Origin of the sequence: Halopelagius inordinatus (genome assembly GCF_900113245.1) — an archaeon.
Lineage (GTDB): Archaea > Halobacteriota > Halobacteria > Halobacteriales > Haloferacaceae > Halopelagius > Halopelagius inordinatus.
In genome coordinates, this window is sequence record NZ_FOOQ01000005.1 from 133,385 (window position 1) to 160,142 (window position 26,758).

The 26,758-nt window shown below is 64.0% G+C and carries 28 protein-coding genes; 11 read left to right on the plus strand and 17 right to left on the minus strand.

Annotation, left to right across the window (positions count from 1 at the left end; genetic code table 11):
- Window positions 1-41: 41 nt before the first annotated feature.
- From BM167_RS14970 to BM167_RS14995, 6 genes are all read right to left on the minus strand, one after another.
- Window positions 42-1,889 carry an SLC13 family permease gene (locus BM167_RS14970; protein ID WP_092893535.1) on the minus strand — a complete coding sequence of 616 codons (1,848 nt, stop codon included), beginning with the start codon at window positions 1,887-1,889 and terminating at the stop codon, window positions 42-44.
- A gap of 554 nt (window positions 1,890-2,443) precedes the next feature.
- Complete coding sequence (locus BM167_RS14975; protein WP_092893536.1) at window positions 2,444-3,400, minus strand: TIGR03557 family F420-dependent LLM class oxidoreductase; 957 nt, start codon at window positions 3,398-3,400, stop codon at window positions 2,444-2,446.
- A gap of 94 nt (window positions 3,401-3,494) precedes the next feature.
- Window positions 3,495-4,613: a pyruvate dehydrogenase (acetyl-transferring) E1 component subunit alpha gene (pdhA, locus tag BM167_RS14980; protein ID WP_092893537.1), complete on the minus strand. Its 1,119-nt coding sequence runs from the start codon at window positions 4,611-4,613 to the stop codon at window positions 3,495-3,497.
- Window positions 4,614-4,675: 62 nt separating this feature from the next.
- Entirely contained in the window at window positions 4,676-5,095 is a 420-nt protein-coding gene (locus BM167_RS14985; protein ID WP_092893538.1) for a VOC family protein, read from the minus strand.
- A gap of 63 nt (window positions 5,096-5,158) precedes the next feature.
- Entirely contained in the window at window positions 5,159-6,082 is a 924-nt protein-coding gene (locus tag BM167_RS14990; RefSeq protein ID WP_092893539.1) for a glycosyltransferase family 2 protein, read from the minus strand.
- Between the two features lie 416 nt (window positions 6,083-6,498).
- On the minus strand, window positions 6,499-6,756 hold the full coding sequence (locus BM167_RS14995; RefSeq protein ID WP_092893540.1) for a hypothetical protein: 258 nt from the start codon (window positions 6,754-6,756) through the stop codon (window positions 6,499-6,501).
- Between the two features lie 325 nt (window positions 6,757-7,081).
- On the opposite strand from BM167_RS14995, the gene BM167_RS15000 reads away from it, so the two are divergent.
- Both BM167_RS15000 and BM167_RS15005 read left to right on the plus strand, forming a co-directional pair.
- Entirely contained in the window at window positions 7,082-7,318 is a 237-nt protein-coding gene (locus BM167_RS15000; RefSeq protein ID WP_092893541.1) for a hypothetical protein, read from the plus strand.
- Window positions 7,315-7,668 (plus strand): type II toxin-antitoxin system PemK/MazF family toxin, encoded by a 354-nt coding sequence (locus BM167_RS15005; RefSeq protein WP_092893542.1) that lies wholly within the window; start codon window positions 7,315-7,317, stop codon window positions 7,666-7,668. The genes BM167_RS15000 and BM167_RS15005 overlap by 4 nt, the downstream gene beginning before the upstream one ends.
- Before the next feature lie 762 nt (window positions 7,669-8,430).
- On the opposite strand, the gene BM167_RS15010 is transcribed toward BM167_RS15005, so the two are convergent.
- Complete coding sequence (locus BM167_RS15010; RefSeq protein ID WP_092893543.1) at window positions 8,431-10,140, minus strand: histidine kinase N-terminal 7TM domain-containing protein; 1,710 nt, start codon at window positions 10,138-10,140, stop codon at window positions 8,431-8,433.
- A gap of 206 nt (window positions 10,141-10,346) precedes the next feature.
- Window positions 10,347-10,754 (minus strand): PEP-utilizing enzyme, encoded by a 408-nt coding sequence (locus tag BM167_RS15015; protein ID WP_245781381.1) that lies wholly within the window; start codon window positions 10,752-10,754, stop codon window positions 10,347-10,349.
- Between the two features lie 344 nt (window positions 10,755-11,098).
- Here BM167_RS15015 and BM167_RS15020 point away from each other — a divergent pair, with 344 nt between their 5' ends.
- Window positions 11,099-12,103 carry an alcohol dehydrogenase gene (locus BM167_RS15020; RefSeq protein WP_092893579.1) on the plus strand — a complete coding sequence of 335 codons (1,005 nt, stop codon included), beginning with the start codon at window positions 11,099-11,101 and terminating at the stop codon, window positions 12,101-12,103.
- 111 nt (window positions 12,104-12,214) lie between these two features.
- Here the strand turns inward: BM167_RS15020 and BM167_RS15025 are convergent, their stop codons facing one another.
- From BM167_RS15025 to BM167_RS15035, 3 genes are all read right to left on the minus strand, one after another.
- On the minus strand, window positions 12,215-13,003 hold the full coding sequence (locus tag BM167_RS15025; RefSeq protein ID WP_092893544.1) for an inositol monophosphatase family protein: 789 nt from the start codon (window positions 13,001-13,003) through the stop codon (window positions 12,215-12,217).
- Between the two features lie 99 nt (window positions 13,004-13,102).
- Entirely contained in the window at window positions 13,103-13,519 is a 417-nt protein-coding gene (locus BM167_RS15030) for a GlcG/HbpS family heme-binding protein (RefSeq protein WP_092893545.1), read from the minus strand.
- Window positions 13,520-13,771: 252 nt separating this feature from the next.
- A complete protein-coding gene (locus tag BM167_RS15035; RefSeq protein WP_245781382.1) occupies window positions 13,772-14,380 on the minus strand; it encodes a transcription elongation protein SprT in 609 nt (202 codons plus the stop codon).
- Window positions 14,381-14,584: 204 nt separating this feature from the next.
- Between BM167_RS15035 and BM167_RS15040 the strand changes: the two genes are divergently transcribed.
- A complete protein-coding gene (locus BM167_RS15040) occupies window positions 14,585-15,721 on the plus strand; it encodes an MFS transporter (RefSeq protein WP_092893581.1) in 1,137 nt (378 codons plus the stop codon).
- Between the two features lie 18 nt (window positions 15,722-15,739).
- On the opposite strand, the gene BM167_RS18610 is transcribed toward BM167_RS15040, so the two are convergent.
- Entirely contained in the window at window positions 15,740-15,898 is a 159-nt protein-coding gene (locus BM167_RS18610) for a hypothetical protein (RefSeq protein ID WP_177213389.1), read from the minus strand.
- Between the two features lie 459 nt (window positions 15,899-16,357).
- On the opposite strand from BM167_RS18610, the gene BM167_RS15045 reads away from it, so the two are divergent.
- From BM167_RS15045 to BM167_RS15060, 3 genes are all read left to right on the plus strand, one after another.
- On the plus strand, window positions 16,358-16,792 hold the full coding sequence (locus tag BM167_RS15045; protein WP_092893546.1) for an Hsp20/alpha crystallin family protein: 435 nt from the start codon (window positions 16,358-16,360) through the stop codon (window positions 16,790-16,792).
- 184 nt (window positions 16,793-16,976) lie between these two features.
- A complete protein-coding gene (locus BM167_RS15050; RefSeq protein ID WP_177213390.1) occupies window positions 16,977-17,792 on the plus strand; it encodes an alpha/beta fold hydrolase in 816 nt (271 codons plus the stop codon).
- A gap of 362 nt (window positions 17,793-18,154) precedes the next feature.
- A complete protein-coding gene (locus BM167_RS15060) occupies window positions 18,155-18,571 on the plus strand; it encodes an alpha/beta fold hydrolase family protein (RefSeq protein ID WP_143095521.1) in 417 nt (138 codons plus the stop codon).
- Between the two features lie 215 nt (window positions 18,572-18,786).
- On the opposite strand, the gene BM167_RS15065 is transcribed toward BM167_RS15060, so the two are convergent.
- The 3 genes from BM167_RS15065 to cbiE are packed head-to-tail and all read right to left on the minus strand — an operon-like array spanning window position 18,787 to window position 21,605.
- Window positions 18,787-19,482 carry a cob(I)yrinic acid a,c-diamide adenosyltransferase gene (locus BM167_RS15065; protein ID WP_092893550.1) on the minus strand — a complete coding sequence of 232 codons (696 nt, stop codon included), beginning with the start codon at window positions 19,480-19,482 and terminating at the stop codon, window positions 18,787-18,789.
- Between the two features lie 21 nt (window positions 19,483-19,503).
- Window positions 19,504-20,838, minus strand: a complete 1,335-nt coding sequence (locus tag BM167_RS15070; RefSeq protein WP_092893551.1) for a cobyrinic acid a,c-diamide synthase — start codon at window positions 20,836-20,838, stop codon at window positions 19,504-19,506.
- The gene (cbiE, locus tag BM167_RS15075; RefSeq protein ID WP_092893552.1) at window positions 20,835-21,605 is read right to left on the minus strand and encodes a precorrin-6y C5,15-methyltransferase (decarboxylating) subunit CbiE; all 771 of its coding nucleotides are present in this window, start codon (window positions 21,603-21,605) and stop codon (window positions 20,835-20,837) included. Before cbiE ends, BM167_RS15070 begins: the two co-directional genes overlap by 4 nt.
- Before the next feature lie 60 nt (window positions 21,606-21,665).
- Between cbiE and BM167_RS15080 the strand changes: the two genes are divergently transcribed.
- Both BM167_RS15080 and BM167_RS15085 read left to right on the plus strand, forming a co-directional pair.
- Entirely contained in the window at window positions 21,666-22,778 is a 1,113-nt protein-coding gene (locus BM167_RS15080) for a PGF-CTERM-anchored ABC transporter substrate-binding protein (RefSeq protein ID WP_092893553.1), read from the plus strand.
- Window positions 22,775-23,659, plus strand: a complete 885-nt coding sequence (locus BM167_RS15085) for an ABC transporter substrate-binding protein (RefSeq protein WP_092893554.1) — start codon at window positions 22,775-22,777, stop codon at window positions 23,657-23,659. The genes BM167_RS15080 and BM167_RS15085 overlap by 4 nt, the downstream gene beginning before the upstream one ends.
- 54 nt (window positions 23,660-23,713) lie before the next feature.
- On the opposite strand, the gene BM167_RS15090 is transcribed toward BM167_RS15085, so the two are convergent.
- Window positions 23,714-23,998 carry a DUF2249 domain-containing protein gene (locus tag BM167_RS15090; RefSeq protein ID WP_092893555.1) on the minus strand — a complete coding sequence of 95 codons (285 nt, stop codon included), beginning with the start codon at window positions 23,996-23,998 and terminating at the stop codon, window positions 23,714-23,716.
- Window positions 23,999-24,145: 147 nt separating this feature from the next.
- Between BM167_RS15090 and BM167_RS15095 the strand changes: the two genes are divergently transcribed.
- On the plus strand, window positions 24,146-24,733 hold the full coding sequence (locus tag BM167_RS15095) for a DUF7998 family protein (RefSeq protein ID WP_218153810.1): 588 nt from the start codon (window positions 24,146-24,148) through the stop codon (window positions 24,731-24,733).
- Between the two features lie 114 nt (window positions 24,734-24,847).
- Window positions 24,848-25,186, plus strand: a complete 339-nt coding sequence (locus BM167_RS15100) for an FxsA family protein (RefSeq protein ID WP_092893556.1) — start codon at window positions 24,848-24,850, stop codon at window positions 25,184-25,186.
- A gap of 92 nt (window positions 25,187-25,278) precedes the next feature.
- Here the strand turns inward: BM167_RS15100 and BM167_RS15105 are convergent, their stop codons facing one another.
- On the minus strand, window positions 25,279-26,649 hold the full coding sequence (locus BM167_RS15105) for a hypothetical protein (RefSeq protein WP_092893557.1): 1,371 nt from the start codon (window positions 26,647-26,649) through the stop codon (window positions 25,279-25,281).
- Window positions 26,650-26,758 lie beyond the last annotated feature (109 nt).

Below are 26,758 nucleotides of genomic sequence, written 5' to 3' on the forward strand. Positions count from 1 at the left end.
GGCAGGGCCGTGGTGCCCGAGACACGATATCACCGCTGTCGTCAGATGCCCCAGAAGAACCAGATTCCGACCGTCGTAACCACGGCCAAGAGAAGTTGAAGCGGTGCCCCGACCCGAAAGAAGTCCGTGTATTTGTATCCTCCCGGCCCGTACACCATGAGATTCGTTTGATAACCGATCGGCGTCAGAAACGACGTACTCGCCGCGAAGGTGACCGCGAGGACGAACGCGAACGCGTTGGCCCCCAGTCGAATCGCGACGTCGACAGCAACTGGAATCATGAGAACGACGGTCGCGTTGTTGCTGATGAGATTGGTCACCACCGCCGTCACGAGATAGAACAAGCCGACGACTGCAAGCAACGGGAGAGAATCAGCGAAGCTCACCACGAGTTCTGCGATAAACTGTGACCCACCGGAGTTCTCCAATGCGAACCCGAGCGGAATCATTCCGGCGAGAAGGAATATCACGTCCCACGAAACCGCATCGTAGGCCTCCGGAGGTTCGAGCACGCCGGTCACGATCATCGCGACCACACCGGCGAGTGCCGAGATTGCGATCGAAACGATTCCGAGCGCCGCCGCGCCGACGACACCGGCAACGATAGCGAGAGTCGTCCCTACGCGGTCCTCCCGGTACTGCATGCCGGGTGAGGAGTCCCCCTGGATCACGCCTTCTCCCGCGACAGCGGTCACCAGGATGTTCTCCATATCTCGGAGTACGTCGATGTTGTCACCGGAGGTGCGGACCAAGAGCTGATCATCGACGTCCAAGACCACGTCTTCGATGTTCTCGCGGAGGATCGTCTCGTCCCGGCGAATCGCGAGCACCGTCGCCGCGTACCGTTGGCTGAAACGGACGTCGCCGATGCGCTGGCCCACCAGATCGGAGCCAGACGTCACGCGAGCCTCGACGAGCGTTCCGATACCGGCTGGAACGCTCATGCCGAGGTCGGCGATGCGAACCCACGGAAGCAGCCAGAGATTAAGTTTCGAAGCGACCTCACGGACCGTATCGCGGTTGGCCCGAACCGTCAGAATATCTCGCGCGTCCACGGTGAACTCCGGTCCGGGAGCGGCGTGGCGGTCCTCGCCTCGTAGAACCTCGATGACGTCCATATCTGATTCGAGCGGCAGGTCATCGACGGCTCTGTCGAGCGTTCGACCGACGAGCGGTGAATCGCCACGGACGTACAGTCGCGTGACGTGGCGGTGCAGGTCGAACGCTCCGATCAGATCGATAGATGGGTCGACCCGTTCGGGGATGAGACGTTGGCCGATAGTCACGAGATAGACGATACCGACTACCAACCCGATCAGCCCGAGATGCGTGAACTCGAACATCGAGAACGGATGATCGAGTAATCTCGCCGAAAACGTACTCGCGAGGAGGTTCGTCGAGGTTCCGACCAGCGTGAGCGTCCCGGCCATCATCGCGGTATACGAGAGGGGAATCAGGAGTTTAGACGGGGAGATACGGTACTCGTCGGCCAGATCAGTTACCATCGGGATGAACACGGCCACGATCGGTGTGTTGTTGACTATCCCGGCCATCCCGCCGGTGAGAACGAGCGTCGTTCCGAGAAGGCGCGACTCACTTCCCCCTGCGAAGTGAGAGACGGCGACGCCGAGACGACGGACGATTCCGGTCCGATAGATCCCCTCGCTCAGCATATACATCGCCGCGACGGTGATTGTCGCGGTGTTGGCGAATCCGGCGAAAGCCGCCTCCGTTCCGACACCGGTCCACGGTTCGAGGACGACGACGGCGACGAGAACCGAGATGGCCGTGACGTCCGGCGAGACGGCCTCCGTCGCAAACAGCACGACAGCCGTGAGAATGAGCCCAAACACGACGACGATTTCCGTCGTTACGGCTGGAAGTGCCATACCCCGTACACTCGCGAACCAAACGTTTCACTTTTTCCTCGCCCTGTCGTTCGACTCGGATTCCCGAACCCACATCACCGAGACCGGTGACGTCCGAACGATTCTCGCGCTGACGCTGTGGAGAAGGAGGACCAGAATCGAGTAGTACGATACTCTCTCCGAGTTAGCGCGGCGTCTGAGTGGCGACACTGCTGGAAGCGGTAAACGTTCGGCCACACGGTTGGCAATACAACGAGAGAGCCCGGTTGGAGAGCGGTCTGAGGCAGTTTCCGCTCACTTATTCGACCGAATCCACGCATCGCAGCCCCGATAAACCCCGTAGTCTCGACTTCCGAGACAGTAGTCTGTATATCATCATACGATAGACTCGACCGAGGAGAACACGGAATCGGTCGAATACCGCCGCCTCACTGGTTTTCGGACGGTTCAATGACGGAAGAATCCACTTTGCTTTAGCCGAGAAGACAAAGCGGGTCCGGTGTCGGCTCTGCCGTCGTCCGGCCGAAATCACGTGGACTGATGTTCGTCCGATCGAAAGACCCCCTAGAAGATCGTCAGGAGAACGACGGGAGCACGTCCTCGCGGTAGAGATCGAACGCCGCCTCTTGGTCGTCGCCGATCTGATGGATGTACACGTGGTCGTAGCCCGCGTCGATCGCTTGTTGGATACTGTCGATGTGCTGTTGGGCGTCGGGGCCTGTCATGATACTTCCCTCCGCGATGTCCCCTTCGGAGACCATCTGCGTGGCTTGCTCGAAGTGGGTCGGCGTCGGCAGAATCGCGCTCAGTTCGCCCGGCAACCCCGAGTTACGCCACTTCTCGTGTGCGGTGGAGACGCCTTTCGCCTCGGTTTCGGCGACGCAGGCGTGGAGTTGACAGAAGCGGGGGCCCTCACCGCCGTGTTCCTCCCACGTCTCTATGACGTCCTGCGGGCCGACCGACCAGAAGCCGTCGCCGATTTCGGCCGCCGACGTCGCCGCCCGGTCCCCGTACGCCGAGACGCAGATGGGCGGTCGATCCTCCGGAAGCGTGTAGAGTCGGGCGTTCTCGACGGTGTAGTGGTCTCCGTGGTGACTCACCCGCTCGCCCGTCCACAGTTTCCTGACGACGTCGACGGCCTCCTCCAGCATCTCCAGTCGAACTTCGTGTTCCGGCCAGCGGTCGCCGTAGATGTGCTCGTTGAGGCTCTCGCCGGTCCCGACGCCCGCGTAGAACTGCCGCCCGTCGAACATCGCCGCCGTCGTCGCGGCTATCTGCGCGTAGAGCGCCGGATGATAGCGGAGTATCGGCGGGGTGACGCCGACGCCGACGTCGATATCTTCGGTTCCCTCGGCGACGCCACCGAGGACGGCCCACGCGAACGGCGAGTTCCCTTGAGCGTCGAGCCACGGGTGGTAGTGGTCCGAGATGGAGAGGAAGTCGAACCCCACCTCCTCGGCTCGCTTCGCTTGTTCGACGAGTGCGGTCGGACTGTGCTCCTCGCTCGAGAGCGTGTACCCGATTTCGGTCATGGTGGTCGGCCCTCCGAGGAGTTCACCTGTCGGGCGACTAAATGTACTGCTTGCCTGTGAGAGGCCCGTGGCGACGGCGGCAGGGCGCGTTCGGTCACTCCTCGCGCAGGAACGCCTCGTCGCTGTGCGTCTCGCGAAGTTCGTTGAACCGCGCGCGCTGTTCTCGAATCGTCTCCGTGTCGCCCTCGTAGACGTGTCCGAACATCTCCTCCGGGTCGGCCTCGTGAGACTCCATCCGGTCGACGGCGTCCGCGAGCGTCTCGGTTATCTCCTCGTCCATCGCCCGGACGCGTTCGTCGGAGAGTCGTCCCGTCTCGCGGAGGAACGTCTCAAATCGGTCGAGGGGGTCTTTTTCGCGCCACGCCTCCACCTCCGATTCGTCGCGGTACGCCGACGGGTCGTCCGCCGTCGTGTGCGCGCCGTAGCGGTACTGGACCGCCTCTACGAGCGTCGGCCGCGGTCTGTCGCCGGTCGTATCGCGTGCTTTCTCACGGGCCGCCCGAGTCACGACGTACGTCGCGAGGGGGTCCATCCCGTCGACTTGCACGCCCTCGAACCCGTAGGCCGTCGCCTTCTGTGCGAACGTTCGACTCGCGGTCTGTCGGTCTCTGGGCGTCGAAATCGCCCACTGGTTGTTGTTGCAGACGAACAGGGCCGGAACGTCGTACACGCCCGCGAAGTTGAGCGCTTCGTGGAAGTCGCCCTCCGAGGTGGCGCCGTCGCCGAAGTGGGCCACCGAGATTCGGTCCTCGCCTCTCAGTTTCGTCGCCATCGCCATCCCCACGGCGTGCGGCAAGTGGTCGGCGATGGTGATGTTGAGCGGAAAGACGTTCTCGTCCGCGAGTTCGGCGTTACCGCGTTCGTGACCGGCCCAGTAGAGGAGGTACTCCCACGGAAACCCGCGCGCGACGACGGCGCCGTGTTCGCGATACTGATACGAGACCACGTCTTCGGCGGCGAGCGCGTACATCGACCCTATCTGGGATCCCTCCTGCCCCGCGAGCGACGAGTACGTCCCCATCCGCCCCTGTCGTTGGAGGCTTATCATCCGCTCGTCGAACCGACGACAAAAGCGCATGTCGCGGTACATCGCCACGAACGTCTCGTCGTCCAGGTCGGGGACCAGGTCGGGCGCGACGACGTCGCCGTCCGCATTCAACACCTGCACTCGGTCGTCCGGTTCTCGCGAAAACAGGTCGTCCGTCGGTGCCATCGATTACCTACCCCTTCGCGGAGGGGAGACAAGAAGGACCCGGTCGCCTCGGACCGACGGCGCTACGCTTCGAGAACTTCGACGAGGTTCGACTCGGGGTCGCGGAGAAAACAGATTCGCGTCCCGCTTTCGGTCGTCTGCGGTTCGCTGAGCGTCTCGACGTCGGATGGAAGACCGGCGTAGAACGAATCCACATCGTCGACGGCGAATCCGAGGTGTTTCGCGCCCGATTGGTTCACCGTCTCGGTCGGAACGTCCTCGCCCTGCGGATCGTACTCGACTAGTTCGACGCGGACGCCGTCGCCGTCGAGGTGAGCGAACCGCCCCGTCGCACCGTCGACGCCGACGGCGGTGGAGAAGGCGTCTCCGGAGACGGTGAAGCGGTCGAGAACGTCGAATCCGAGGACGTCAGCGTAGAACTCCACCGAACGGTCGAGGTCGGAGACTGTGATACCGACGTGGTGCGCGCGGAGGTCAGACATACCGTACCCGCAGAGTGCCGGTCGGAAAGTCGCTTCGGCTCTCGGCGACGCGCGAGAGTCGGGTCAGTACTGTCCGGCCCCGTCGGCCCGAACCGACATCGTCGTCAAAACGACGCCAACGACGCAGAGCACCGAACTGAGGAGGACACCGGCGACGAGCGACAGCGTCCCCGAGACGCCCGCGGTGAGAATCCACCAGACGCCGAGGAGTCCGCCCGCGGCGAACGCCGCGCCGGGGACGCCGAGGAACAGCCGAGGGTTCCGAATCGCACCCGCCCGCAGGAGTCGAATCGCGACGGAGACGCCGTGGCGAACCGGGTTCGACGTGTTCGGGTGGGGAACGTCGTAGTTGACCGATATCGGTACCTCTCCGACGCTCAGTCCGCGTTCGTTCGCCGAGGCGAGCATCTGTGACTCGACGCCGAACCCCTCGTCGGTCACCGCCAGCGTCTCGATCGCCGTCCGGTCGAACGCGCGAAAGCCCGACTGGGAGTCGGTGACCGAGTATCCCGTATTCGCCTCGGTGATTCCGTCGAGGATGCGCTGGCCGACACGGCGGTACAGCGACGTATCATCCCGGTTACCCTCGAGATACCGGCTCCCGATGATGATGTGGTCCGGCCCCTCCGCACAGGCCGAGAGCAACGTCTCGGCTTCCTTGGGACGGTGCTGCCAGTCCCCGTCCAGAAGAACGAGATACTGCCAGCCGTTCTCGCGAGCGTACTCGAAAGCGTTCTCGATGGCTTTTCCCTTCCCGCGATTTACCTCGTGGCGGACGACGCGCGCCCCCGCCGCCTCGGCGAGTTCGGCCGTCGCGTCCGCGCTTCCGTCGTCTACGACCAGGACTTCGCCCGCGACGGTTCTCGCCTCTATCACCACGCTGCCGATGGTCGCCGCTTCGTTGTACGCCGGGATTACCACGAGTGCGTCCGTTCGCCCGGCGTCGGCGGTCTGAATCGCCTCGCGTCCCTCGGCCGTACTGTCCATCTTGTGATCCGTACTAGTACTACCGTGCCGAACAAGTGTGTCTTGTGGCAGAGAACAATCGAGCGAAACGGCGAGCACCCCGAATACGGTCGCACACCGATACCCGGTGTCCACTCTCTCGGCTTTTAACCCGGCACAGATAACGCGTCAGCCTGAGACTCGAAAGACACCCTGTAACCGCCGTGATCGACAGTTAGCCGACGCTGAACGGCGCTCGAAGTCCTCGGTCCAGATACGACCGAGAAAAACGGAGGGAATCGTGACGAGTCCGACTCCCACTACTGCATAGTGGGGCGTTTGCCGAGTTGAGTGAGCACGTCTCGAACTGTCCGAGAACCGTCTCGGTACTGCTTCGCCGCGGGAGCAGGGGTAGCGGGCGATGGCAGTTCCGATCTCGGTAGTATCGGCCTTGTCGGTTATTCTTCGAGTTCCAACCAACCTCGGAGGGTGTCCTCGTCGACGACGACGAACTGTTCTGTCTCGTCTCGGGACATTCCTTTGCGGTGGATAGTAACGAGGAGGCGAGTGGATTTGGCCGGGACGCTCTGACCAGTCACCTCACAGATGACGGTTTCATCGGACGCTATCGACCTGTGAGCAACCGCTGTGACCTCCCAGCCGTCGCCTCGGTTCGGAAGCGTCGCACCTCGATACCAGGGTGCCGAGTCGGTCATTTCTCCACCTGATTTTCGTCGAGAGCGTTTTCTGGGCTGTAACCTCCGGATTTTGCGGGTGGCATCGAGTCGGATGACGGTACTGCGCGGACCCGCTTGAATCTACGTACGTGTATCGCGCTACACGTAAGTGGAATGCGGTAACACAGATTCCCGCTTTCCACCCTTTCTCTCCCCGAATATCCGGCATTCAGCGTTCCGTATCGCATGCACAAATCATATAATGCTATACAGAATTGGAATCGGCATCTCCATCTCTGAGGCCATCCAGAGTGGGTTATGGTGGGTAATACTTAAGTAGGAGTGGGTTATAGTGGGTTACAAGATGAAAGTTGACGCCAACGACTTGCAAACGAACGAAACCGACGACCGAGGGCGGATCTATCTCGGAACCGAGTACGCGAACAAGCGCGTCACAGTTGCCGTGGTCGAGGTCGAATCCGACCGCCCAGACGAGGATGAACTGGCCGCCGCATACCGCGAAGCGTCCGAGAGTGCAACCTCTCTTGCCGAAGAGTGGGACGAAACCTCGGACGAAGCCTGGAGCGGACTTGACGAATGAGCGAGCGCTCAGAGGTAAGGCGCGGAGACGTCGTCATCCTCCGACTCGACCCGGCGGAAGGACACGAGATGAAAAAGACGCGACCGGCGGTCGTCGTGCAAAACGACATCGGAAATAAGAACTCTGGGACGACTATCGTCGCACCTGCGACAGGGACCTATCGGGAGTACCCATTCGAGGTGTTTGTCGAGGCATCGGACTCTCCCTTCGAGAAGGATTCATCGATTCGGCTCGACCAGATTCGAGCGGTGTCCATCGAACAACGTATTCACTCCGTCGCCGGGTCACTAGATAGTTCGACGATGCTGGACGTCGACGAAGCGTTGAAGTTGAGCCTCAGTCTCGATTAATTTGCTAGTTGAATCGATCGTGGAGGGGTTCAGCCCGTCTGCATCGAAAAACTGCAGTCTCATCTACTGCGACAATGAGGGGTGAGCTGGCGACCTGCCGAGCTTTCGAGCCGCTTAGGAGGTGATTTGTTCACTGATTCGTCTGTATCTAGCTTCGAATAGTGTCGGAGAACGGCAGAAATGACGAATGGCAGTGATTTTATGTATAATTCCATCATGAGAGCTATATGGCCGATTCCAAGTTCTTTGTCTCTCTGCTAATAGCAGGTTTGCTCATACTAGCAGGGGTCAGCATACTCGGATACGCACTTCTTGTGGCCGGGCAACTCCTTCTCGGACTTTTCGGATTCGTTGTGTGTCTGGCGATGGCTTCCTTACTGGTGTGGAAAACCCGCTAAGAGACTGGAATCCTATTAGAGAATTCATTCCAGGGTCTATTTGAAGCCTCGGGCAAACGTGACGGGAGCAGCCCAAATCGCCCTCGCAGTGAGACAGATGACTGGTGCCGGGGTTACGGATATCAAGGCGTGGCGAACGCCGACCTTGTGCATATACTCGGGTGAGCGCCGTCACAGCCTCTTCGACGAACTCGGCTTGGAGGCGACTTACCAGAGATCGGTGTTCACGATCAATCGGGTGGACGCTCCACGGAACGATTTGCCTCTCTTCAGGCCCTCGGCAGAGCGCACTTCCAGTACCGGACTAGCGCGATGGAGTCCCCACACCACGATGCAGTTAGTTCAAAGCGGACCCGCCCCCGAGTCACTCCACTCGAGCCCGTCGTAGACGAACGACGAATGTCGTCCCCGTCGGTTCGTTGTCCTCGATCCAGACATCACCACCGTAACTGTCTACCACCGTGTCGATAAGATACAGTCCGAGGCCCGTGCCCGAACTCTCGAGTCCTTTCTCACCACGACCGAACACGTCCTCTTTCCGTTCGTCGGGGATACCCGGCCCGTTATCCGAGACGCGAACGCAGACGTCTGTCTCGTCTCGAGTAACCGCGATTTCGATTTCGGTACTCTCGTCGTGGTTGTGTTGAACGGCGTTCGTGAGGAGGTTGCGGAAGACGGCACCTAAGAGGTCGTTTGCGACGACCTGCACCTCCGAAAGCGCCTCAGGTTCGTCGATATTCACAGAGCAGTCGCCCGCACGGAGCGTGTTCACCTCTTCTGTAAGTACGCTACCAAGCCGCACTGACTCGGTCGCCGATTTATCAGAGAGCATCGTCGACATGAGTACGCGGACGGAGTCGGTTAGCTCCGAGGCGTGTTCGCTGTTCCGTACGATGGTCTCTAGTCGTTCGATGGTGACCTCGTCGTCGGCGCGTTCTTGCGCGAGTCGGGCGTTCCCGAGGACGACCATCATATCGTTGCGGATGTCGTGCCGGAGGATTTCGTTTAGCAGTCTGAGCTTGTCGTTTCGGTCGACAATCGTCTGTTGGTGTTCGTGTAATTCGGTGACGTCTCTGAGGACGACGACCCACCCGACGTGATATCCCTGCCGTTCGAGCGATTGTGACCGGACGCTGAGATAGACCGGACCGTCAAGGTCGACGCGAACGACCTCCTCAGGGTCGGCCTCGACGTCGAGCGACGGATGCCCGTCCGTCACGATGTCGCCGAGAGAGATATCGAGTTGCTCCAGCAGTTCTATCCCCCGTTCGTTGGCGTGGATGATTCGTTTTTCAGCGTCGAGGACGAGGACGCTGTCGGGAGACGCCTCCATCGCGGTCGAGTACGCGATAGGCGGCAAATTGAGGAAGTGATAGCGGGCGATTGCGACACCAAGCGCCAACGACGTCACGCCAGCGGACGTCGGAATCAGGTTGATGCTTTCGGACGTAAACGGTGGAACGGCAACAAAGGAGAGGCCGACGAACACGAACGGGGCGGCGATACCTCCAGTGACTAAGAGGGCCTGAGGGAGATACGATCGGCCGAGTCGAAGCGCCTCCGAGAGCATCAGTCCGACAGCAAGCGCCGAGACGAGCGCGTTGTAAACGAGTTCGAGTACGACGTGCGCAACTCCGGTGTCGACGCGAAGAATCACCAGCCCACCGCGTTCGACGACGCGCGTCGATTCGAAAGCGAGACTGTATGGGTTCGTAAATAAGACGAGAAGGAACACCGCCGGAACGAGCAACAGTACGGCGAGGACCGAGGCTCGTATCTCATCTTCACGGTCCGTGTTGATTAGAACGAACAGCAGGGCGAACGAACCGAGCGGTGCGACTCCGAAGTAGAGCAGTCGATAGAAGAACAGCTTCATCGCCGGATTCGTATGAAGGAGCTTGAGCGTCGAAAAGAACGTCCAGATCACGAGACACACGTTCACGAGTAGGAACGATTTGAGAAGCGAGGTTGCGCTCTCCGTCCGGATTTTCCAGAGCGTGTACCCACCGAGAACGACGGTAATTATCATCGCGCCGACGGTGGGCAGTGCCAGCGGGGTGAACTGCCAGCTCATGAGGGAAAAACGGGCACCGAAGAGAGGGCAGTAATTGATTGCTCGTTAGTACAGACACTCATTAGATACTGTCTCCGTCCGAAGCATCAAAATGCTTGCTAGAGCACTCAGGAACGGACGACAAATACAGGACGTAGACAGTGGATGTCGTACATGCTTTGTCAATTTATGAACAAAATAGCCCGAGAGATGGATGATACTGTCGGTTAATTCCTCATATCACTGGGTTCTGGTTCTTCATCGAGCAGTTCAACTGTCCCACGCGTCCCATCGATACGGACGAGTTGCCCGGTCCGGATCCGCTTTGTCGCCTCTGGTACGGAGACGACCGCTGGCAGCCCGTACTCTCGAGCCACGAGCGCACCGTGGCTGACAGCACCACCGACTTCGGAAACCAACCCGGCTGCGTTCAGAAACAGCGGTGTCCATCCAGGGTCCGTCGAGGGCGCAACGAGTATCTCACCGCGTTCGACCGTCGTAACCTTTGGATCGCGGACGACACGGGCCACTCCCTCGACGACACCCGACGAGACTCCAGTACCAACCAGCGCTCCCTCGGGGGCCGCTCTACGGTCCACCTGCCCACGAACTGTTTCACCCTCGCTCGTCAACACGGGGGTGCATCCACGTCGACATCACGGGCGTATTCTCGGCGACGCGCCGTGATATCGACAGCCCACTGAATGGTTCCCTCGCGTACCGACTTTGAAATCGTGATTACTGGTCAGAGATACGCACCGAGTCGGGGTAACGAGGTCAGTCTGTGAGTGAGTCGCACGCTCGCGCCAGAATCTCTAACTCGATCCAGTCGACATCGCCGCCGAGGCAATCGAAATCGGGGATAGACCGCTCAATTTTCGACCGCCTCGTTCTCTGATCTCGTCTCGATACCACCCTCTCAGTCTGCGGCAGGATTTATTCGGGCCGATCTCGAACTGAAAGTGCTATGTCAGATACGATGCAGGCGGTCGTCGTCGCGGAACCGGGCGGCGAGTTCCAGGTCGTCGAACGCGACGTCCCCGACCCCGGGCCGGGCGAGGTCCGAGTCGCCGTCGAGGCCTGTGGCATCTGCCACAGCGACGCCTACGTCAAAGAGGGGACCTACCCGGGCATCTCCTACCCGCGCGTACCGGGTCACGAGATCGCCGGTCGGGTCGACGCCGTCGGCGACGAGGTGGAACAATGGAGCCCCGGCGACCGCGTCGGCGTCGGCTGGCACGGCGGCCACTGTTTCACGTGCGAGGCCTGCCGTCGTGGGAACTTCCTCCAGTGCGAGAACGGCGACGTCACTGGCCTCACGTACGACGGTGGCTACGCCGAGTACGCCACGATCCCCGCCGAAGCCGTCGCGGCCGTGCCCGAGGACCTCGACGCCGCCGACGCCGCACCCCTGCTCTGTGCCGGCGTCACCACCTACAACGCCCTCCGGACCAGCCACGCCGACCCCGGCGACCTCGTCGCGGTCCAGGGCGTCGGCGGTCTCGGCCACCTCGGCGTCCAGTACGCCCACGCCGCCGGGTTCGAGACCGTAGCGCTCTCGCACAGTCCCGACAAGGAGACCCTCGCCCGTGACCTCGGCGCGGACCACTTCGTGAACACCGCCGAGGAAGACCCCGCAGAGCGGTTGCAGGAACTCGGCGGCGCAGACGTGGTACTCGCCACCGCGCCCGTCAGCGACGCCATCGAATCGGTCCTCGGCGGCCTCGGCACCGACGGTCGCGTCGTCGTCGTCGGCGTTCCCGGCGAGCCAGTATCGGTCGATGCCCAGCAGTTGGTCGGCACCCGAAGCGGCGTCGAGGGCTGGGCCTCCGGTCACGCCCGTGACTCCCAAGACACCTTGGAGTTCAGTTCACTCCGCGACATCACCCCCGAGATAGAGACCTACTCGCTGGACGAGGTCGACGCCGCTTACGAGCGGATGATCGAGAACGAGGCTCGCTTCCGGGTCGTGTTGGAACCCTGACTCCGGAGACGAGCCTCGCCTCCGTCGCTCTCGCCCGGTCGGTCGAACGGTTCGTGCGCCGTCACGGTCGCCGGCGAGGCGTTCGGTTTCTGCTGACGGTCGCGCGTAGACTCACTCCATCGCCGCGTTCACGGCGTCGAGAAGGGCGTCGTGTGCTCGGCCGTTCGAGGCGACGATACCTCGGCCGTGAGGCCGCCACGGATCGCCGTCGAGGTCGGTGACGGTGCCGCCCGCCTGCGCGACGTGGTACGCGCCCGCGACGGTGTCCCAGGCGTTCGGGTCCTCGTCGAAGGCCACGGCGGCGTCGAGGGCACCGGACGCGACCATAGACAGCGTCAACTGCGCGGAGCCGAGTCGCCGCACCTCGCCGAACCGTTCCGTGAGTAACTTCGAGAGCGACCCGACGGTGTCGCCGTCGTCGGCCGTCCACCGAAGCGTCGGAGCGACGACGAACGTCTCGGGGTCGGACGCGTCGCTCACGGAGACGGGCCGTCCGTCCGTTCGCGTCCCGTTCGGCGTGGCTCGGTACGTCTCGGAGCGCACGGGCGCGACGTTGACCGCACTCAGGGGGTCGCCGTCTTCGACGACTGCGACGCTCGTCACCCAGTCGTGCATGCCGCGGGTGTAGTTCTGCGTCCCGTCGATGGGGTCGATAATCCACACGTACCCCTCGTCCGGGACGGTTTGTCGTTCGTCCTCCTCTTCACCGACGACTGCGTCGTCGGGGAACTGGTCGCGGACGACAGACACTACCCGGCGCTGCGTCGCCCGGTCGATATCCGTGACGACGTCGGTCTTGCTCGACTTTCGCTCGACGGTCAGGTCGGACCGGAAATGTCGCTTCGCGTACGCTGCCCCTTCGGCGGCGGCGTCGATAGAGACGGTTTCTCTCGTCGGCATACGCACACCTCGTAGGCGAGAACGAAATACTCCCGGATACGGGTCGAACCGTCGCGGCCGCCGCACCCCTCGGAAATCGGTTCGCCCGCCGACCGCGCGTTACCGCAGTTCTTCGAACGCCTCGACGCCCGCCTGCGCGACGGTCATGTCTTGCTCCACTTCACCACCGCTGACGCCGATAGTCGCGACGATTTCGCCGTCGACTTCGAGCGGATAGCCGCCGCCGAAGACGACGATTCGGTTTCGATCCGTCGTCTGAAGCCCGTACAGCGATTCACCGGGTTGGGAGGGCTCGGCGAGTGCGTCCGTACTCGTCTCCAAGGCGGCGGCCGTGTACGCCTTGTTCCGCGATATCTCCACCGACGCCAACCACGCGCCGTCCATCCGGTGTTGGGCGACGAGGTTCCCCTCGTCGGTGGCGACGGTGATCACCATCGGTTGTCCGATTTCGTCGGCTTTCTCTTCGGCCGCTTCGATTACCTCTGTGGCGGTTTCGAGACTAACTGTCTGAGACATTACAGTTCTCGACTCGCGCGCCGCTCACCTATCTCTTGTGACAGTCGAAGCGACGGAGTCGCTTCAGTCCTGCGAATACCGAAGGTTAGGAGACTGTAAGGACAATCAGTTCGTCTCTCGGTGTTTCCCGTCGTCAGGAGATGCGCTGCGTTCGAACGACTCGAAGACCGTCTACCCTCCACTCCTGCAAGTGAAGAGGAGGTCGGACGTCTCTCGACGCCTGCGGCGACTCGGAAACGGAGAACTGACCGGTCAGTCGCCGTCGTCGGGTGACTCGCAGTCGAGCGACGCCTCACAACACGAGGAGACGTAAGAATCGACCTCTCGAACCAGCTTGCAGTCTCGGAACCGTCTGGCGACGATATCGTCACACTCCGTACAGATGAACAGGTACGCGGGCGTGGCGAAGTGGCGAACCCGGACGGGCGCGTCGAGTGCCTCGGCGCGACGCTCGAACGCCGCCCCGTGGTCCGTGGTTCCGAACCGTTGGAACTGTTCGACGTGGACGAGTTCGTGTCTGAGCGTCGCCGTCCACTCGCCGAAGTCGAACGACTCGAACGCCCGCCACGAGAGCGACATCGTACAGGTCGGAGCGCCCCCGTCTTCGCTCAGAGTCGGCCGGTCGGCCCACGCTATCGGGTCGCCGACGGTCGCCTCGGAAATCTTCGGTCGTTTCACCGCCGCCGCCCGCCGTTTCGCTCGGGTCGAAACCTCCCACGACACCCGAGAGAGGTCCACGCGCAGGTCGAACGACGAGACGGCCCGTTCGCAGTACTCCTTCGACAGTTCGACCGACGTCTCGTGGTCGTCGGCGGTTTCGAACTCCCGTCGGAGGCGACTCGCGCGGACTCGTTCGGACACTATCGGCCGGTCAGTCGGCGGCGAGAAAACTGTTCGGGTCTCTCGCAGACGGAGATGTCGAACCGCGCGTGAGACGGGGAGAGAGACGACTCGCGTCCCCGCCGTCACCTTCGAACCGTAAGGGTCTGGTAACCTCCCCGTGGAGAGGGGAACGTGCAACCGACGGCCACCGAAGAGCGGTTACGCGGCGGGTACGCGGGGCGCATGCTGTTGGCCGTCTCGGTGGGATGGGCAGTCCTCCAGACGGGCCGGTTCCTCCTCTCGCCGCTCTTGCCGACTATCATTTCGGACCTCCAGATAACGGAAGCGACCGCAGGAATCGCCCTCGCGCTGTTTCAAGGCGTCTACGCGCTCTCTCAGTATCCGGGCGGCGAGTACTCCGACCGGTGGACGCGCGCGACGCTCATCGTCCCCGGACTGATCGTCCTCGTCGTCGGATTCCTCGCGTTCGGCGTGGCGTGGAGCCTCCCCGCCTTCGTCGCCGCCGCAGTCGTCGTGGGTCTCGGGAAGGGCCTGTTCGCGATTCCGTCGCGCGCGCTCCTCTCGGACCTGTTCGTTCAGCGACGGGGACGCGCGCTGGGCGTCTACGCCGCGGGGACGGACGTCGGCGGCCTCCTCTCGTCGGGTCTCGCAGTGCTGGCTCTTACCTACGCGACGTGGCGCGCACCGTTCTTTCCCGTCGCGGCGGTGTTGGCCTTCGTGACCGTCCTCTACGTCGTCTGGTCGCGAGAGGAGTACGTCGTCGGCGACCCCTCTCTCGACGTCGGCGGGACGGCCCGCCGACTCGCCGCCAGTCCGACGCAACGGCGGACGCTCGCGGCGTTCTCGCTTTTTTACTTCATGGTCGGAGGGTTCATCAACTTCCTCCCGACGTATCTGGCGACGACGAAGGGGTTCTCGCAGGGACTCGCGAGTGCGACGTTCGCCATCGTCTTCGCCGTCGGGTTGGCCGTCAAACCCGTCGCGGGCGGACTCGGCGACCGGTTCTCGCGCCGCGGCATCGCCGTCGTCGGAATCTCGTTTGCGGCGCTCTCGCTGGCGGCACTCGTCGTCGCCGCCTCGGCGCCGGTGGTGTGGGTGTCGGTCGGACTGCTGGCGTTAGGGTACAAAACGGGATTTCCGCTCGCGGACGCCATCATCATGGACGACGCGCCCGACGGCGACATGGGAGCGGATTTGGGCGCGGCGCGGGCGCTGTTTCTCGGTGCGAACGCAGTCGGTCCGGCGTACGTCGGCGTCGTCGTGACGTACGCGAACTACACCGCCGCGTTCGGCGGCCTCGTGGTCTGTCTGGTCGTCGCGGCGGGATTGCTCCTCTGGGGCGAGCGAAACGGGTCGTGAAGGGCGGCTGGCCGTCCGTTACGGACCGATGTCGTCGCGCCGGATGTAGAGGACGACGAGACCCAGCACTAACAGCCCGACCCCCCACCACAGCGAGTCTCCAGGGAGGTACGCCAACAGGAGTGACACGATACCGGACGTGAAAAGCGACCACCCGATTGTCGTTTGATAGGTCACACCCGATCTTCGCCCCTCTATCAGTTAGGCTCTTGGGCAGCAAATAACCGTTAAGATTAGCGTACTCGGGGGTGTGCTGCCGGCCCGGTAGAGGGGAGGCGTCGAAGGTGATGCGACGTTCGCGAGGCGGTAAATCGGTCAAAGATGGCAAAATCATCAAATTGTCAAAACTGTTAAAGACGTCAAAAATGTCTTGGCTGTCAAAATAGTAAAGACGTCAAAATTAGAAGACTATCGAGCCCGATTTCGAATCCGACACTCTCGGGTAACCGACGGGTTTTGCCAGATACTGTGGACATCGAACGAGCACCGCCCCGCCGAACGGTTGCGGAGTCGTCGGCGGAGGCGTCGTGACGACGCGGTGCCGGACCCCGTTCTCGGATCGTCCGTTCCAGTCAGACAAACGGTTAAGAAGCACGCGTCCGAAGAATACGACGGTGGAAGCGCCACCAGATATCCATGATGCCGAACAAAGATCCGTTCCGAGAGATAGAGCGCATGGTCGAGGAGATAAACCGGCAGTTCGAGCAGTCCCCGTGGGCGACGGGCGGCGAGGAGGCGTTCGGCCGAGACTCGGTGGACGTCGACCTCGCGGACCACGGCGACGAGTTCGTCGTCACCGCCGACCTCCCCGGGTTCCGCAAAGAGAACATCGACGTCCAGTGTACGGACGACCGACTGACGATTCGCGCCGACAGAGAGAACGAAACCGAGACCGGTGAGGAGAACTACATCCGCCGAGAGCGCACCACAGAACAGATGCGGCGGTCGGTCCGCCTCCCCGAACCCGTCGACGCTGACGGCGTTTCCGCGACGTTCCGAAACGGCGTCCTCAGCGTCACGCTTCCGAAGGTCGACTCCTCGGAGACGGGTCAGAACATCGATATCGAGTGAGCGGAATCGCTGGCCGGGTGGCCGACGAGGCCACGCGTGACCGTACAACTCCCGGCCACCATCGACCGAACGGATGTCCGCCGAACCCGGACCCGAGAAATCGACCGGCGGGTTAGAACCCGCGGCCGACTCGACGGGAGAGCGCCGTCGCATGATTTATTCTCCGCCCCGTTCTACTCCGATCGTGGGACGAGTTCGCATCACCGACGACGTAGCCTTGTACTGCCAGGACCTCGGCGACGGTCCGCCGGTCGTTCTCCTACACGGCGGGTGCATGAGCCACCGGGTCTGGGAGTCGCAGGTCTGCGCACTCGTCGAGTCGGGGTTCCGCGTCGTCACGCCGGACCTACGGGGGCACGGCGAGTCCGACAAGCCGGTCAGTTCCTACACCGCAGCGATGTTCGCCGACGACATCGCGTCTCTCTGCGACGCACTCGGTGTCGGACCCGTCGCTCTGGTCGGTTGGTCGTTCGGCGCGACGGTCGCCGCCGCGTTCGCTGAGGCCCACCCCGACCGATTGGACAGACTCGCACTCGTATCGAGCAGTATCTTCTCCGACGTCGCTCGGACCGCATCGGCGGGAGACAGAGAGAACGACCTCCCGATAGAGAAGATGCTGGCGAACCAACGGCGTAATCGACCGCGAGGGATGGAACGGTTCGTCGCCGGGATGTTCGGCGGGGAGACGGACGAGTGGACGCACCGGTGGCTCTGGTCCATCGGAATGCAGACCCCGATGCGAGTGGCCATCAAGACGCTCGAAAACTACGTCGACCCCGACGCGGACTCCCTGCGCGCCGGGTTAGCCTCGCTGGACGTCCCGAGCGCCGTCTTCCACGGTGCGCGCGATAACTCCGCGACGCTCGCCGAAGCCGAGTTCCTCGCCACGGACGTGCTGCGAAACGGAACGTTCGTCCCGTTCGAGGAGAGCGGTCACGTTCCGTTCATCGAGGAGTCGGCGCGGTTCGACGACCGGTTGGTGGCGTTTCTCGAAGCGTAATCGTAGCCGTTCGACCGGTTCGAACGATTCCCGGTGGTTCGTCCCCGCCCGTTCGAGCGAGGGCGGTCCCGTTACAGAACTACTCGCGTAACGCCCGACGGACGTCCGGGCGGGACGACTCGCGAGTGGACGATGTTGAGGTCGTTCACAGTCCCGAGCAGGAGGTTCGGAAGCTCTTTTTCGAGCGGTTCACCCCGAAGTCGGTGTCTGGGTCCGGAGACGCTTATCGCTCCTAAGACATCGCCGTGCTCGTCTCTCACTACTGAGCGCGTGGAGTCCGAGAGGTGCGCGAGAATCGCCCTCCCGGCGGAGGGCGCGCGCAACGGAACGCGTTTCCCGATTTCTGGGTCGGTCTGTACCGCGTGGGCACCGATCTCTCGGTGGACGTACACCGCCCGTCCCTGCTCCTCGGCCACGAACTGCGCCCGTTCGCACGTCTCGACTTCGCGACCGACCCCGACGACGCCCGCGAAGTCGCTGAGGGAGTCGGCAGGAACGCGGAAGCCATCGAGATGGGCGCTATCGGACACTTCCCGATGAGCGAGAACCCCGAACCGTTCAAACAGTACCTCAAACCGGTACTGGGCGAGATTCGGAGCGAAGGGGTCGACGTCCCCGAACAGATGACGCCCGAATCCGTCGGCGTCGATCTCGAAGAGTCCGGAAGCGCGACGGCGTCGAGATTCTTTTTGCTTCGACTACCGGACCGCCGGAGTGCGTACAGATGTTATTGGATGTGCTTCGGCTCGCGGGGCCGTGGCGTTCTGTTCGTCCCGTGACTGTTCATATATAATGTACCTTTTGGCCTCGAACACGCCACTATTTTAGTTATTTTCTAATAATTCTCCCTACTAGTTCATATATTCAACTGTACTTGCCGATTCGACGGTGGCGAAGAGGACCGACGACGAACGCGACGACCCCGTCAGCGAGAGATCTATGTATTTATGTGTTCGAGGGCGCTCGGGTAAACGACCGCGGCCGACCGTCCGAGTCAGTACTCGGTCCCCTTGCGCGCCCGTTGTCCCTCGTCGATAGGGTGTTTCACCTTCCGAACGTTCGTCACGAGGTCCGCGGCGTCGAGGAGATACGTCGGTTCGGTGTGGCTCCCCGTGAGGACGAGTTCGAGGCTCTCGGGTTTCTCTCGGACCAAATCGAGGACGGACGCCTCGTCGAGCAGTCCCATATCGACCGCGTACAGAACTTCGTCGAGGACGAGCATGTGGACGCCGTCCTCCGGCGGAGCGTCGAGTTCGAACGGCGTCGTGAGGTCGGCGTCACCCGCCGCGTCGACGAGTTCGGTCACCCGGTCGAACCCGGCGGCCACCCGTTTTTCGTGGTCCTCGTCGTCGCTTCCGTCGGCCATTCCGGCCCACCCGTAGTGACCGAGATTCTCGTAGGAGAACCCCGGCATCGCCGCGATGGCGTTGTACTCGCCGCGGACCGCCTCCACGGAGTCCGCGCCGCCTTTCATGAACTGGAGCATGTGGACGCGGTAGCCGTGACCGGCGGCGCGAAAGCCCATGCCCATCGCCGCGGTGGTCTTTCCCTTTCCGTCGCCCCACCACGCTTGCACGAGGCCGAAATCGTCGGGCGCGGACGGTTCGATGCTCGCGGCGTCGGGTCGGACGCCGCGGCCGGGCGTGTTTCGTCGGACGGTGTCTGGGTCGGTATCGTTCGTATCAGTCATTGGTAACTCTCCGTAGTCGTCTCAGAGTCGTTCGACGAACCGGTCGAACGCCCCGCTCTCGGCGTGAACGTGTGCGTACGTTCCGAGCGTGTCGTACTCCGTGAGTCCGTCGAATCCGTCGATGCCGGTTCCGCGTTCGACTTCGAACGCGAACGTCGCGTCGGACGCGGGGTCGGCCGTCGAGTAGTGGAACTCGTGACCCCGAAGCGTCCCTCCGGACGGAGCGGTCAAGCAGTCGCGCGTCGCCCGGAGTGTCACGTGGTCGAGGGCCTGATACCGGTCGCGCATCCGAACGTCGACGGGCAGGACGCCGGCCATCTCGTGACGCTCTCCCTCCGTGGTCGTCAGCGACTCGCCGAGAGCCATCAGTCCGCCGCACTCGCCGAGGACCGGCATCCCGTCCGCCGCGCGGTCTGCGAGCGTCGAGAGTGCGTCGGACCGCGAGAGCGTCTCGGCGTGCAGTTCCGGGTAGCCGCCGGGGAGGTAGACGCCGTCGCAGGGAGGCAACGGGTCGCCGTCGGTCGGCGCAAACGTCGCGACGTTCGCCGTCGCTCGCAGGCGGTCCATCGTGGAGGGGTAGACGAAACAGAAGGCGGCGTCGCGGGCGACTGCGACGGTCGGACGCGGCGAGTCGGTCGTTCCGCCTCCCGCGGCCTCCGAACCCGAGTGGAGGTCGGCGTCCGACGACTCCGCCAGCCACCCGGGACGCCGCGCGAGTTCGAAAAGTTCGTCGGCGCGGACGCCGTCGGCCGCCGCGTCCACCGCGTCGGTCGGTAGCGGAGCCTCGTCGCCGGGGTGTAGTCCGAGGTGGCGTTCGGGGATTTCCAGGTCGTCGCGCGGCGGAATCCGGCCGAAGTACGACAGTTCCGCTGTAAGTGCGTCGCGGATGCCGTCGGCGTGCCGCCCCCCGTGCGCGCGAGACGCGACGACGCCCGCGACGTCGATATTCGCGCCCGTCCGGGCGGCGAACTCGCGGAACCCGAGCGCAGTCGCGGCGACGCTCTCCATCCCCGCGCTGGCGTCGACGACGAGGACGACCGGGAGGTCCAACAGCGACGCGATTCTCGCCGTCGACGTGTCGCCGTCGTACAGGCCCATCATTCCCTCTACGACGCAGACGTCGCCCTCCCCTCGGGCGTACGTCCGGCGCATCCCGTCTTCGCCTTCGAGCCACGGGTCGAGCGTTCGGGAGGGTCGACCGACGACGGCGGCGTGGTGTGAGGGGTCGATGAAGTCCGGACCGGCTTTCGCGGGTTGGACCGCGTGGCCCGCGCGTTCGAGTGCGCGACACACCGCGAGGGTCGCGACCGTCTTTCCGACGCCGGAGGCCGTTCCCGCGAGGACGAACCCCTTCATCGGCGCACCACCAGAATCGACAGGTGGTGAAATCGCGACTCGGCGTCGGAGTCGGAAGCCGCGGCGTCCGCCGAGGCCAGCGAACCGAGCGTCGTCTCCGTCCGCGTCTCTTCGGGGAAGGTGAGCCGTTCGAAGACGAACGCCGGAGTCTCGGGGTCGACGCCCGCCTCGCAGAGATGCGCGGCGACGCTCTCGGGCATCACGTCGGGCGGGCGCGGAATCACCAGCAGGTGCGTCTCGGCGGCGGCGAGAGCGAGTCTGTCGAGATGCGCGGAGAGGTCACCGCGGCGGTGAAGCGAGACGACGGTGGACTCGTCTATCGGCGTCCGCGCGCGGGCGGCCGCCACCTGTACCGAGGAGACGCCGGGGACGATTCGAACCGGAGCCTCGACCGCGCGTTCGACGCGCCCGACGAACTGGTGCCCGGAGACGTTCGGGTCGCCCCAGAGGACGGCGACGCCGCGCGCGTCCGCGTCTGCGACCGCGTCCGCGAACGACGCTATCGTCTCCGTTTGGTCGTCGTAGGAACAGTCGTAGAGCGTCGCGTCCGTTCGGTCCCGCACCACGTCGAGGACGGAGCCGAACCCCACGACCGCGTCCGCGTCCGAAACTGCGCGGACCGCTCTCTCGGTCAGAAACTCCGGACTGCCCGGACCGACGCCGACGGCGAGTACCGCCGAGTCGGACGCCGCGTCTCCGAGTCGCTCCGGTGCGGAAGCGGCGACTGCCCCGGGGTCGTCTGTCGTGAGCGAGTCGTTCCCGGCCATTAGAGCAACTTAGGTTGCAGTAGACAAAGTTTTATTGGATTAGTTCGTCGCGGAAGATAGATGCGAGACACGACGAGAACGTATCTTCTGACGGTAGTGCTGGTGTTGTCGGTCGTCGCCGCCCCGGTCGGGGCGGTTTCGGCCGCGGAGACGACCGAATCGAACGGCGACGCGGCGGTCGAATGTTCGTTCCCGGTCACCGTGACCGACGCGACGGGGACGGAGGTGACGCTCTCGGAGGAACCGACCCGGGTCGTGACGGTGAATCCGAGCGCGGCTCAGATCATGTGGGAGATCGGCGCGAAGGAGAAAGTCGTCGGGCTGTCGAAGTACGCGACGAACCTCGACGGGGCCGACTCTCGGATCAACGTCTCGACGTCGGAGAACGTCGTGAACGTCGAGAAGGCGGTCGGAGCCGAACCGGACCTCGTTCTCGCACCGAACGCGACGGGGACGGAGACAGTCGAACAACTCCGCGAGGTGGGTCTGACGGTGTATCACTTCCGCGAGGCCGAGACGATGGACGACATCCAGTCCGACGTGGAGACGGTCGGACGACTCGTCGGGGCCTGCGAGGGTGCAGCGGAGACCGTCTCAGAGATGGAACGCGACCTCGACGTCGTCCGAGAGACGGTAGACGGCCAAGAGAGACCGGACGTGCTCTACAGTTTCTACGGCTACACCGCCGGAGAGGGGACGTTCATCCACACGATAATCGAAACCGCGGGCGGAAACAACGTCGCGGCCGACGCGAACATCACCGGCTACAAGCAGGTCAACGACGAGTTCGTCGTCGACGCCGACCCCGACTGGATAATTCGCAACTCCGATACGCCGGAGGTGCCGCGGACTGACGCCTACAACAGCACGACTGCGGTGAAGGAAGACCAAATCGTCGTCGTCCAGATAGAACACCTGAACCGGCCCGCCCCGCGCGTGGTGAACGCGGTGACGAAACTCGCCGAGACGTTCCACCCCGAGGCGTACGCCGCCGCCGAGGCGACGGACACCGCGACGCCGACGGCCGAACCGACCCCCGAACAGACGGACACGCCCGCGACGGCCGACGACTCGGAGACGGAGACCGGCGCGCCCGGATTCGGCGTCCTCTCGGCTGTGAGCGTCGTCGCCGCGTTCGGCGCGGTGTCGATGCTCCGACGGAGACGGCGATGAGCGAGTCGCTGTTTCCGGCCGAGACGACGCGGACCCCCCGGGTCGTCTCGACGTCGCCATCGGGGACCGAAATCTGCTACGCTCTGGGCGTCGAACCGGTCGCCGTCTCGCACTCCTGTGACTACCCGCCCGCGGTGGCGGACCGCCCGGTCATCGACCGGTCGCGGGTCGAAGGAGACGGGAGCGCCGAACGGCACGAGTCGGTCGGCGCAGCGGAACAGAGCGGCGGCGTCTACGAAATCGACGAGGCGTTACTGGCCGAGCTCGAACCGGACCTCGTCTTGAGTCAGTCGGTCTGCGGCGTCTGCGCCGTCGACGAGACACTCGTCCGAGAGGTCCTTGACGACGACTCGGTCGAAGTGCTCGGCCTCTCGGCGAGCACGTTCGACGACGTTTTGGCGTCCGTCCGGCAGGTCGGCGAAGCGACCGGGAGAGAGCAACGGGCCGAGGAGTTGGTAGACGACTGTCTGCGCCGGGTCGCGGACGTGCGGCGCGCCGCGCCCGACGCCGGGCCGCGCGTCGCCGTCGTCGAGTGGATGGACCCGCTTCGGGTCGCCGGAAACTGGATACCAGACCTCGTGACGGCGGCCGGGGGCGAGTACGGACTCGTCGCCTCCGGGGACCGAAGCGCCGATGTCGAGTGGGACGACGTGCGGGAGTACGCCCCCGAGGTGGTGGTCGTCGCTCCCTGCAGTTACGGCGTCGCGGAGACGCGGGAACGTCTCGACGAACTCGCGGACCGTCCGGGGTGGGAGTCGCTTCCGGCGGTCCGAACCGACCGCGTCCACGTCGTCGACGGCGCGGTGTTGAACCGGTGGACCCCACGGTTGGTCGAGGCACTCGACGACTTCGCCGCGATGTTCCACCCCGACGGAGCGTGAGTCGGCCGCGGGAGACGAGGCGGCGGTGCGCGCGGAAAAATCGGGTTTAGGGGGTCACTCCCGCGGCTTCCAGATGGCCGTGAGGACGCCCTCCTCGCACTCCGTCGTCTCGTACTCGTACCCTCGGTCGTCGAGTCGGGGGTAGAGATGCTGCGGTGCCCTGTCGTTCAGTTGGACCACCGCCGTCTCGTCGTCGAGTTCCGCGAGCATCTCGAGCGTCGTCCGGAGCGGTTCCGGCGGCGGCAGTTCGCGCGCGTCGAGCGTCTCTACGGGACGCGACGGCGGAATCGGTAGGTCGTCGGTCGGGATGTCGTCGAGGGTCGGTTCGGTCGTGGTCATATATCTTCGTAGGGGCGTCACCGCTACGAAGCCGACGCCGAACACGTTCGCTCGGGCGGTGGGGACGGCGGAGGCGAGTCGTCGGTTCGGACCCGGCCGAACCAGTTCGGGGCGAAACCTTCACCCGAGGAGAAACACGTTCCGAGTATGCTTGGATTCCCGTCTCTATCGTCCGGTTCCGACGACGACGCCTTCGACGGCATCGACGAGTTCGTTCCCGAACACCTCCCCCAACCGGGTCCGTTCCTGGAGGGACACGACGTTCTGTCCGGCGACGACCACGTCGCGTTCCACCGAACGACGGAGGAGGTGTTCGAAGAACGCGGCGTCTACGACGTGACGTTCGGCTACAACCTCGCGCGCCTCAACCTCGACCACCGACACCCCGATTCGGGCTACCGGTACGCGGTAGACCGAGACGACCCGTCGGTTCTCCGAGCGGAGTTCACGCCGACGACGCCGTTCTGTCCGCAGAGTCGGACGCTCACCGTCGGGTCGTTCAGAGCGTGGAACGGACTCGCGGAGCGACACGGCTACGAACTCGTCCGGGTAAGCGTCCACCCGATGCACCATCGAAGCGATGCCATCGACGACGAACTCGACGAACTCGCGAGGGAGTATCGCGACACCGGTGAACTCCTCGACCCCTCGGAAGCGGACCTCGGCGGCGCGGAATTCCCGACGTACGGCGACGGCGACGGAACGGCGGATAGCGACCCGGACGCGCCGTTCTGACGGACGCCTCGCCCCTTCGACCCCTCGGACGTCGAAAAGGGCGCGGAAAGAGCGGAAAGTGACGTTGCACTCGCAGTCACAAGTCGGAACCGGCTACCGGCCCTCCCTTCGAGTGTGAGTTCCCCACGTGATCGGTACGACGACGAGGAGAGTCGCTACGGAGTCGATCAGGACGCGAGAGACGAGGACCCCGGAGGGTTCTCCTTCTACCCGTCGTGGGGGTGGGGTGGCGGGTGGGGCTTGCCCTCTGCGGCCCGCAAAGAGGGGACCGTGCGCAGTAACGAGGGCGCCGGCGACGACGACGACGGGAGCCTCGTGGACGAGGGTCTGATTTCGTTGCTGATCGTCGTCGGCGCCGTCCTGTTTTTGATTCCCGAACCGGCCACCTCGGCGATCGGAGCCCTACTCCTGTTCGTCGGTGCGGTCGGATGGCTCGTCGATTGGCTACTGTAGACGGTACGTTCTGTTTTACTCCAGACCGCCGTTCAGGAGTCCGGCGACCGAAAGAGACGCTCCCCGCGGGTTTCGACGGGGCGCTTCTCGACTCACTTCGACGGCGGGGAGTCGTCGCCCGTTCCGGTCGGCCCGTCATCGAGTCCGTCCGGGAGGGGCAGAATCGTGCCGACGACGCCCCGCGGACTGTGTTCGCGGACGACAGAGAGGAGGTTCGCGGCGAACAGGACGACGCCGACTGTGACCGCCGCCCCGCCGACCAGTCGGACGACGCCCGGGAGTCCGAACCGGTCGGCCGCAAGGAGAAGTCCGCCGCCGGTCACCGTCGCGACGAAGTCGGCCGCCGCGACGCGGTGGTCGTACAGGTCGTCTATCGTCGGGACGGGTTCGTAGCCGATTCGGTCGCCGTAGCTGTGTTCCCAGACGATGAACGGGACGACGTGGTAGAGCGTTCCGAGGACGACGAATCCGACGACGCCGACGACGAGTAGCGACATCGTCCCCGGCGCGCCGAACCGAGCGTCGGCGGCGAGAGGCGACGAGAGCCACGACGGTGCGGCCGCGACTGCCCACAGCACCGTCGACGCCGCCACGACGGCGTACCGGCGGAGCATCGCCGACCACGCGAGGTTCGTCGCGAGGAGTCGCCGCCCGAGGACGACGCCGAACCCGAGGAGACTCGCGACGACGAGGACGCCGCCGAACCGAGCGACGGAGTCGGCGGCGACGAGTCGGCCGAAAGCGAGGACGGCGACGCCGAGGGGGTAGGCGGCGGTTTCGAACCGCTGAATCGACCGGTCGAGTTCGTCGAGTTCCGTCTGCGTGAACATCGTCGCGAGTTGGTAGAGGGCACCGAGAACCGTCGTGAGAACCGCGCCGAACACCGCGAGTGTGGCGTGGGCCGCGGCGACGTCTCCGTGGACGAGACCCACAGTCGAGAGAAGGGGATGAGTGAAATCGACCGCGAGCGTGACGCCCAGAACCGTCACGAACGCGAAGAACACCAGCGCGAGACCGAAGTGGCGTTCGGTCACGTCGAGTGGGCGGGCGGTCGAAAGCGTCCGGCCGACGTTGTAGGCGAACACCCAGAATCCAACGAGCGCGAGCGCGCCGAAGGCGGGGAGAAGCGCCACGCGCCCGGTGAAGAACCCGGCTGCGAGTCCCGCGACGCCGACGGCGACGCACCACAACTGGACGTTCGCCAACCGGAGCGAGTGAATCTGTACCCCGGACCAGACGGGGACGAACTGCGTCATCGCGCCGAGGATGGTGAGACAGACCCACCCCGCCAACAGGAGGTGGAGAGACGCGAGTCCGCCCAGTCCCGCGACCGTTCCGGCGGCGTCGGCGACGGCGACGAAGACGCCGCCGAGGAGGAATCCGAGTCCGACCAGAAAGTGCCGGAGGGGAACCTCCATCGGGGGTTGACTGTCGGTGTCTACGCCGGGTGGAATCGCGCTCATGGTCGAGGGTACGACCGCACGGTCCCTCGTCTTGGTCGCGAACACGTTCGGTCGCGGTGAGCGCGGACCCCGATCACCGCTCGTCGATTCGCGCGTCGTTCGGGTTCGG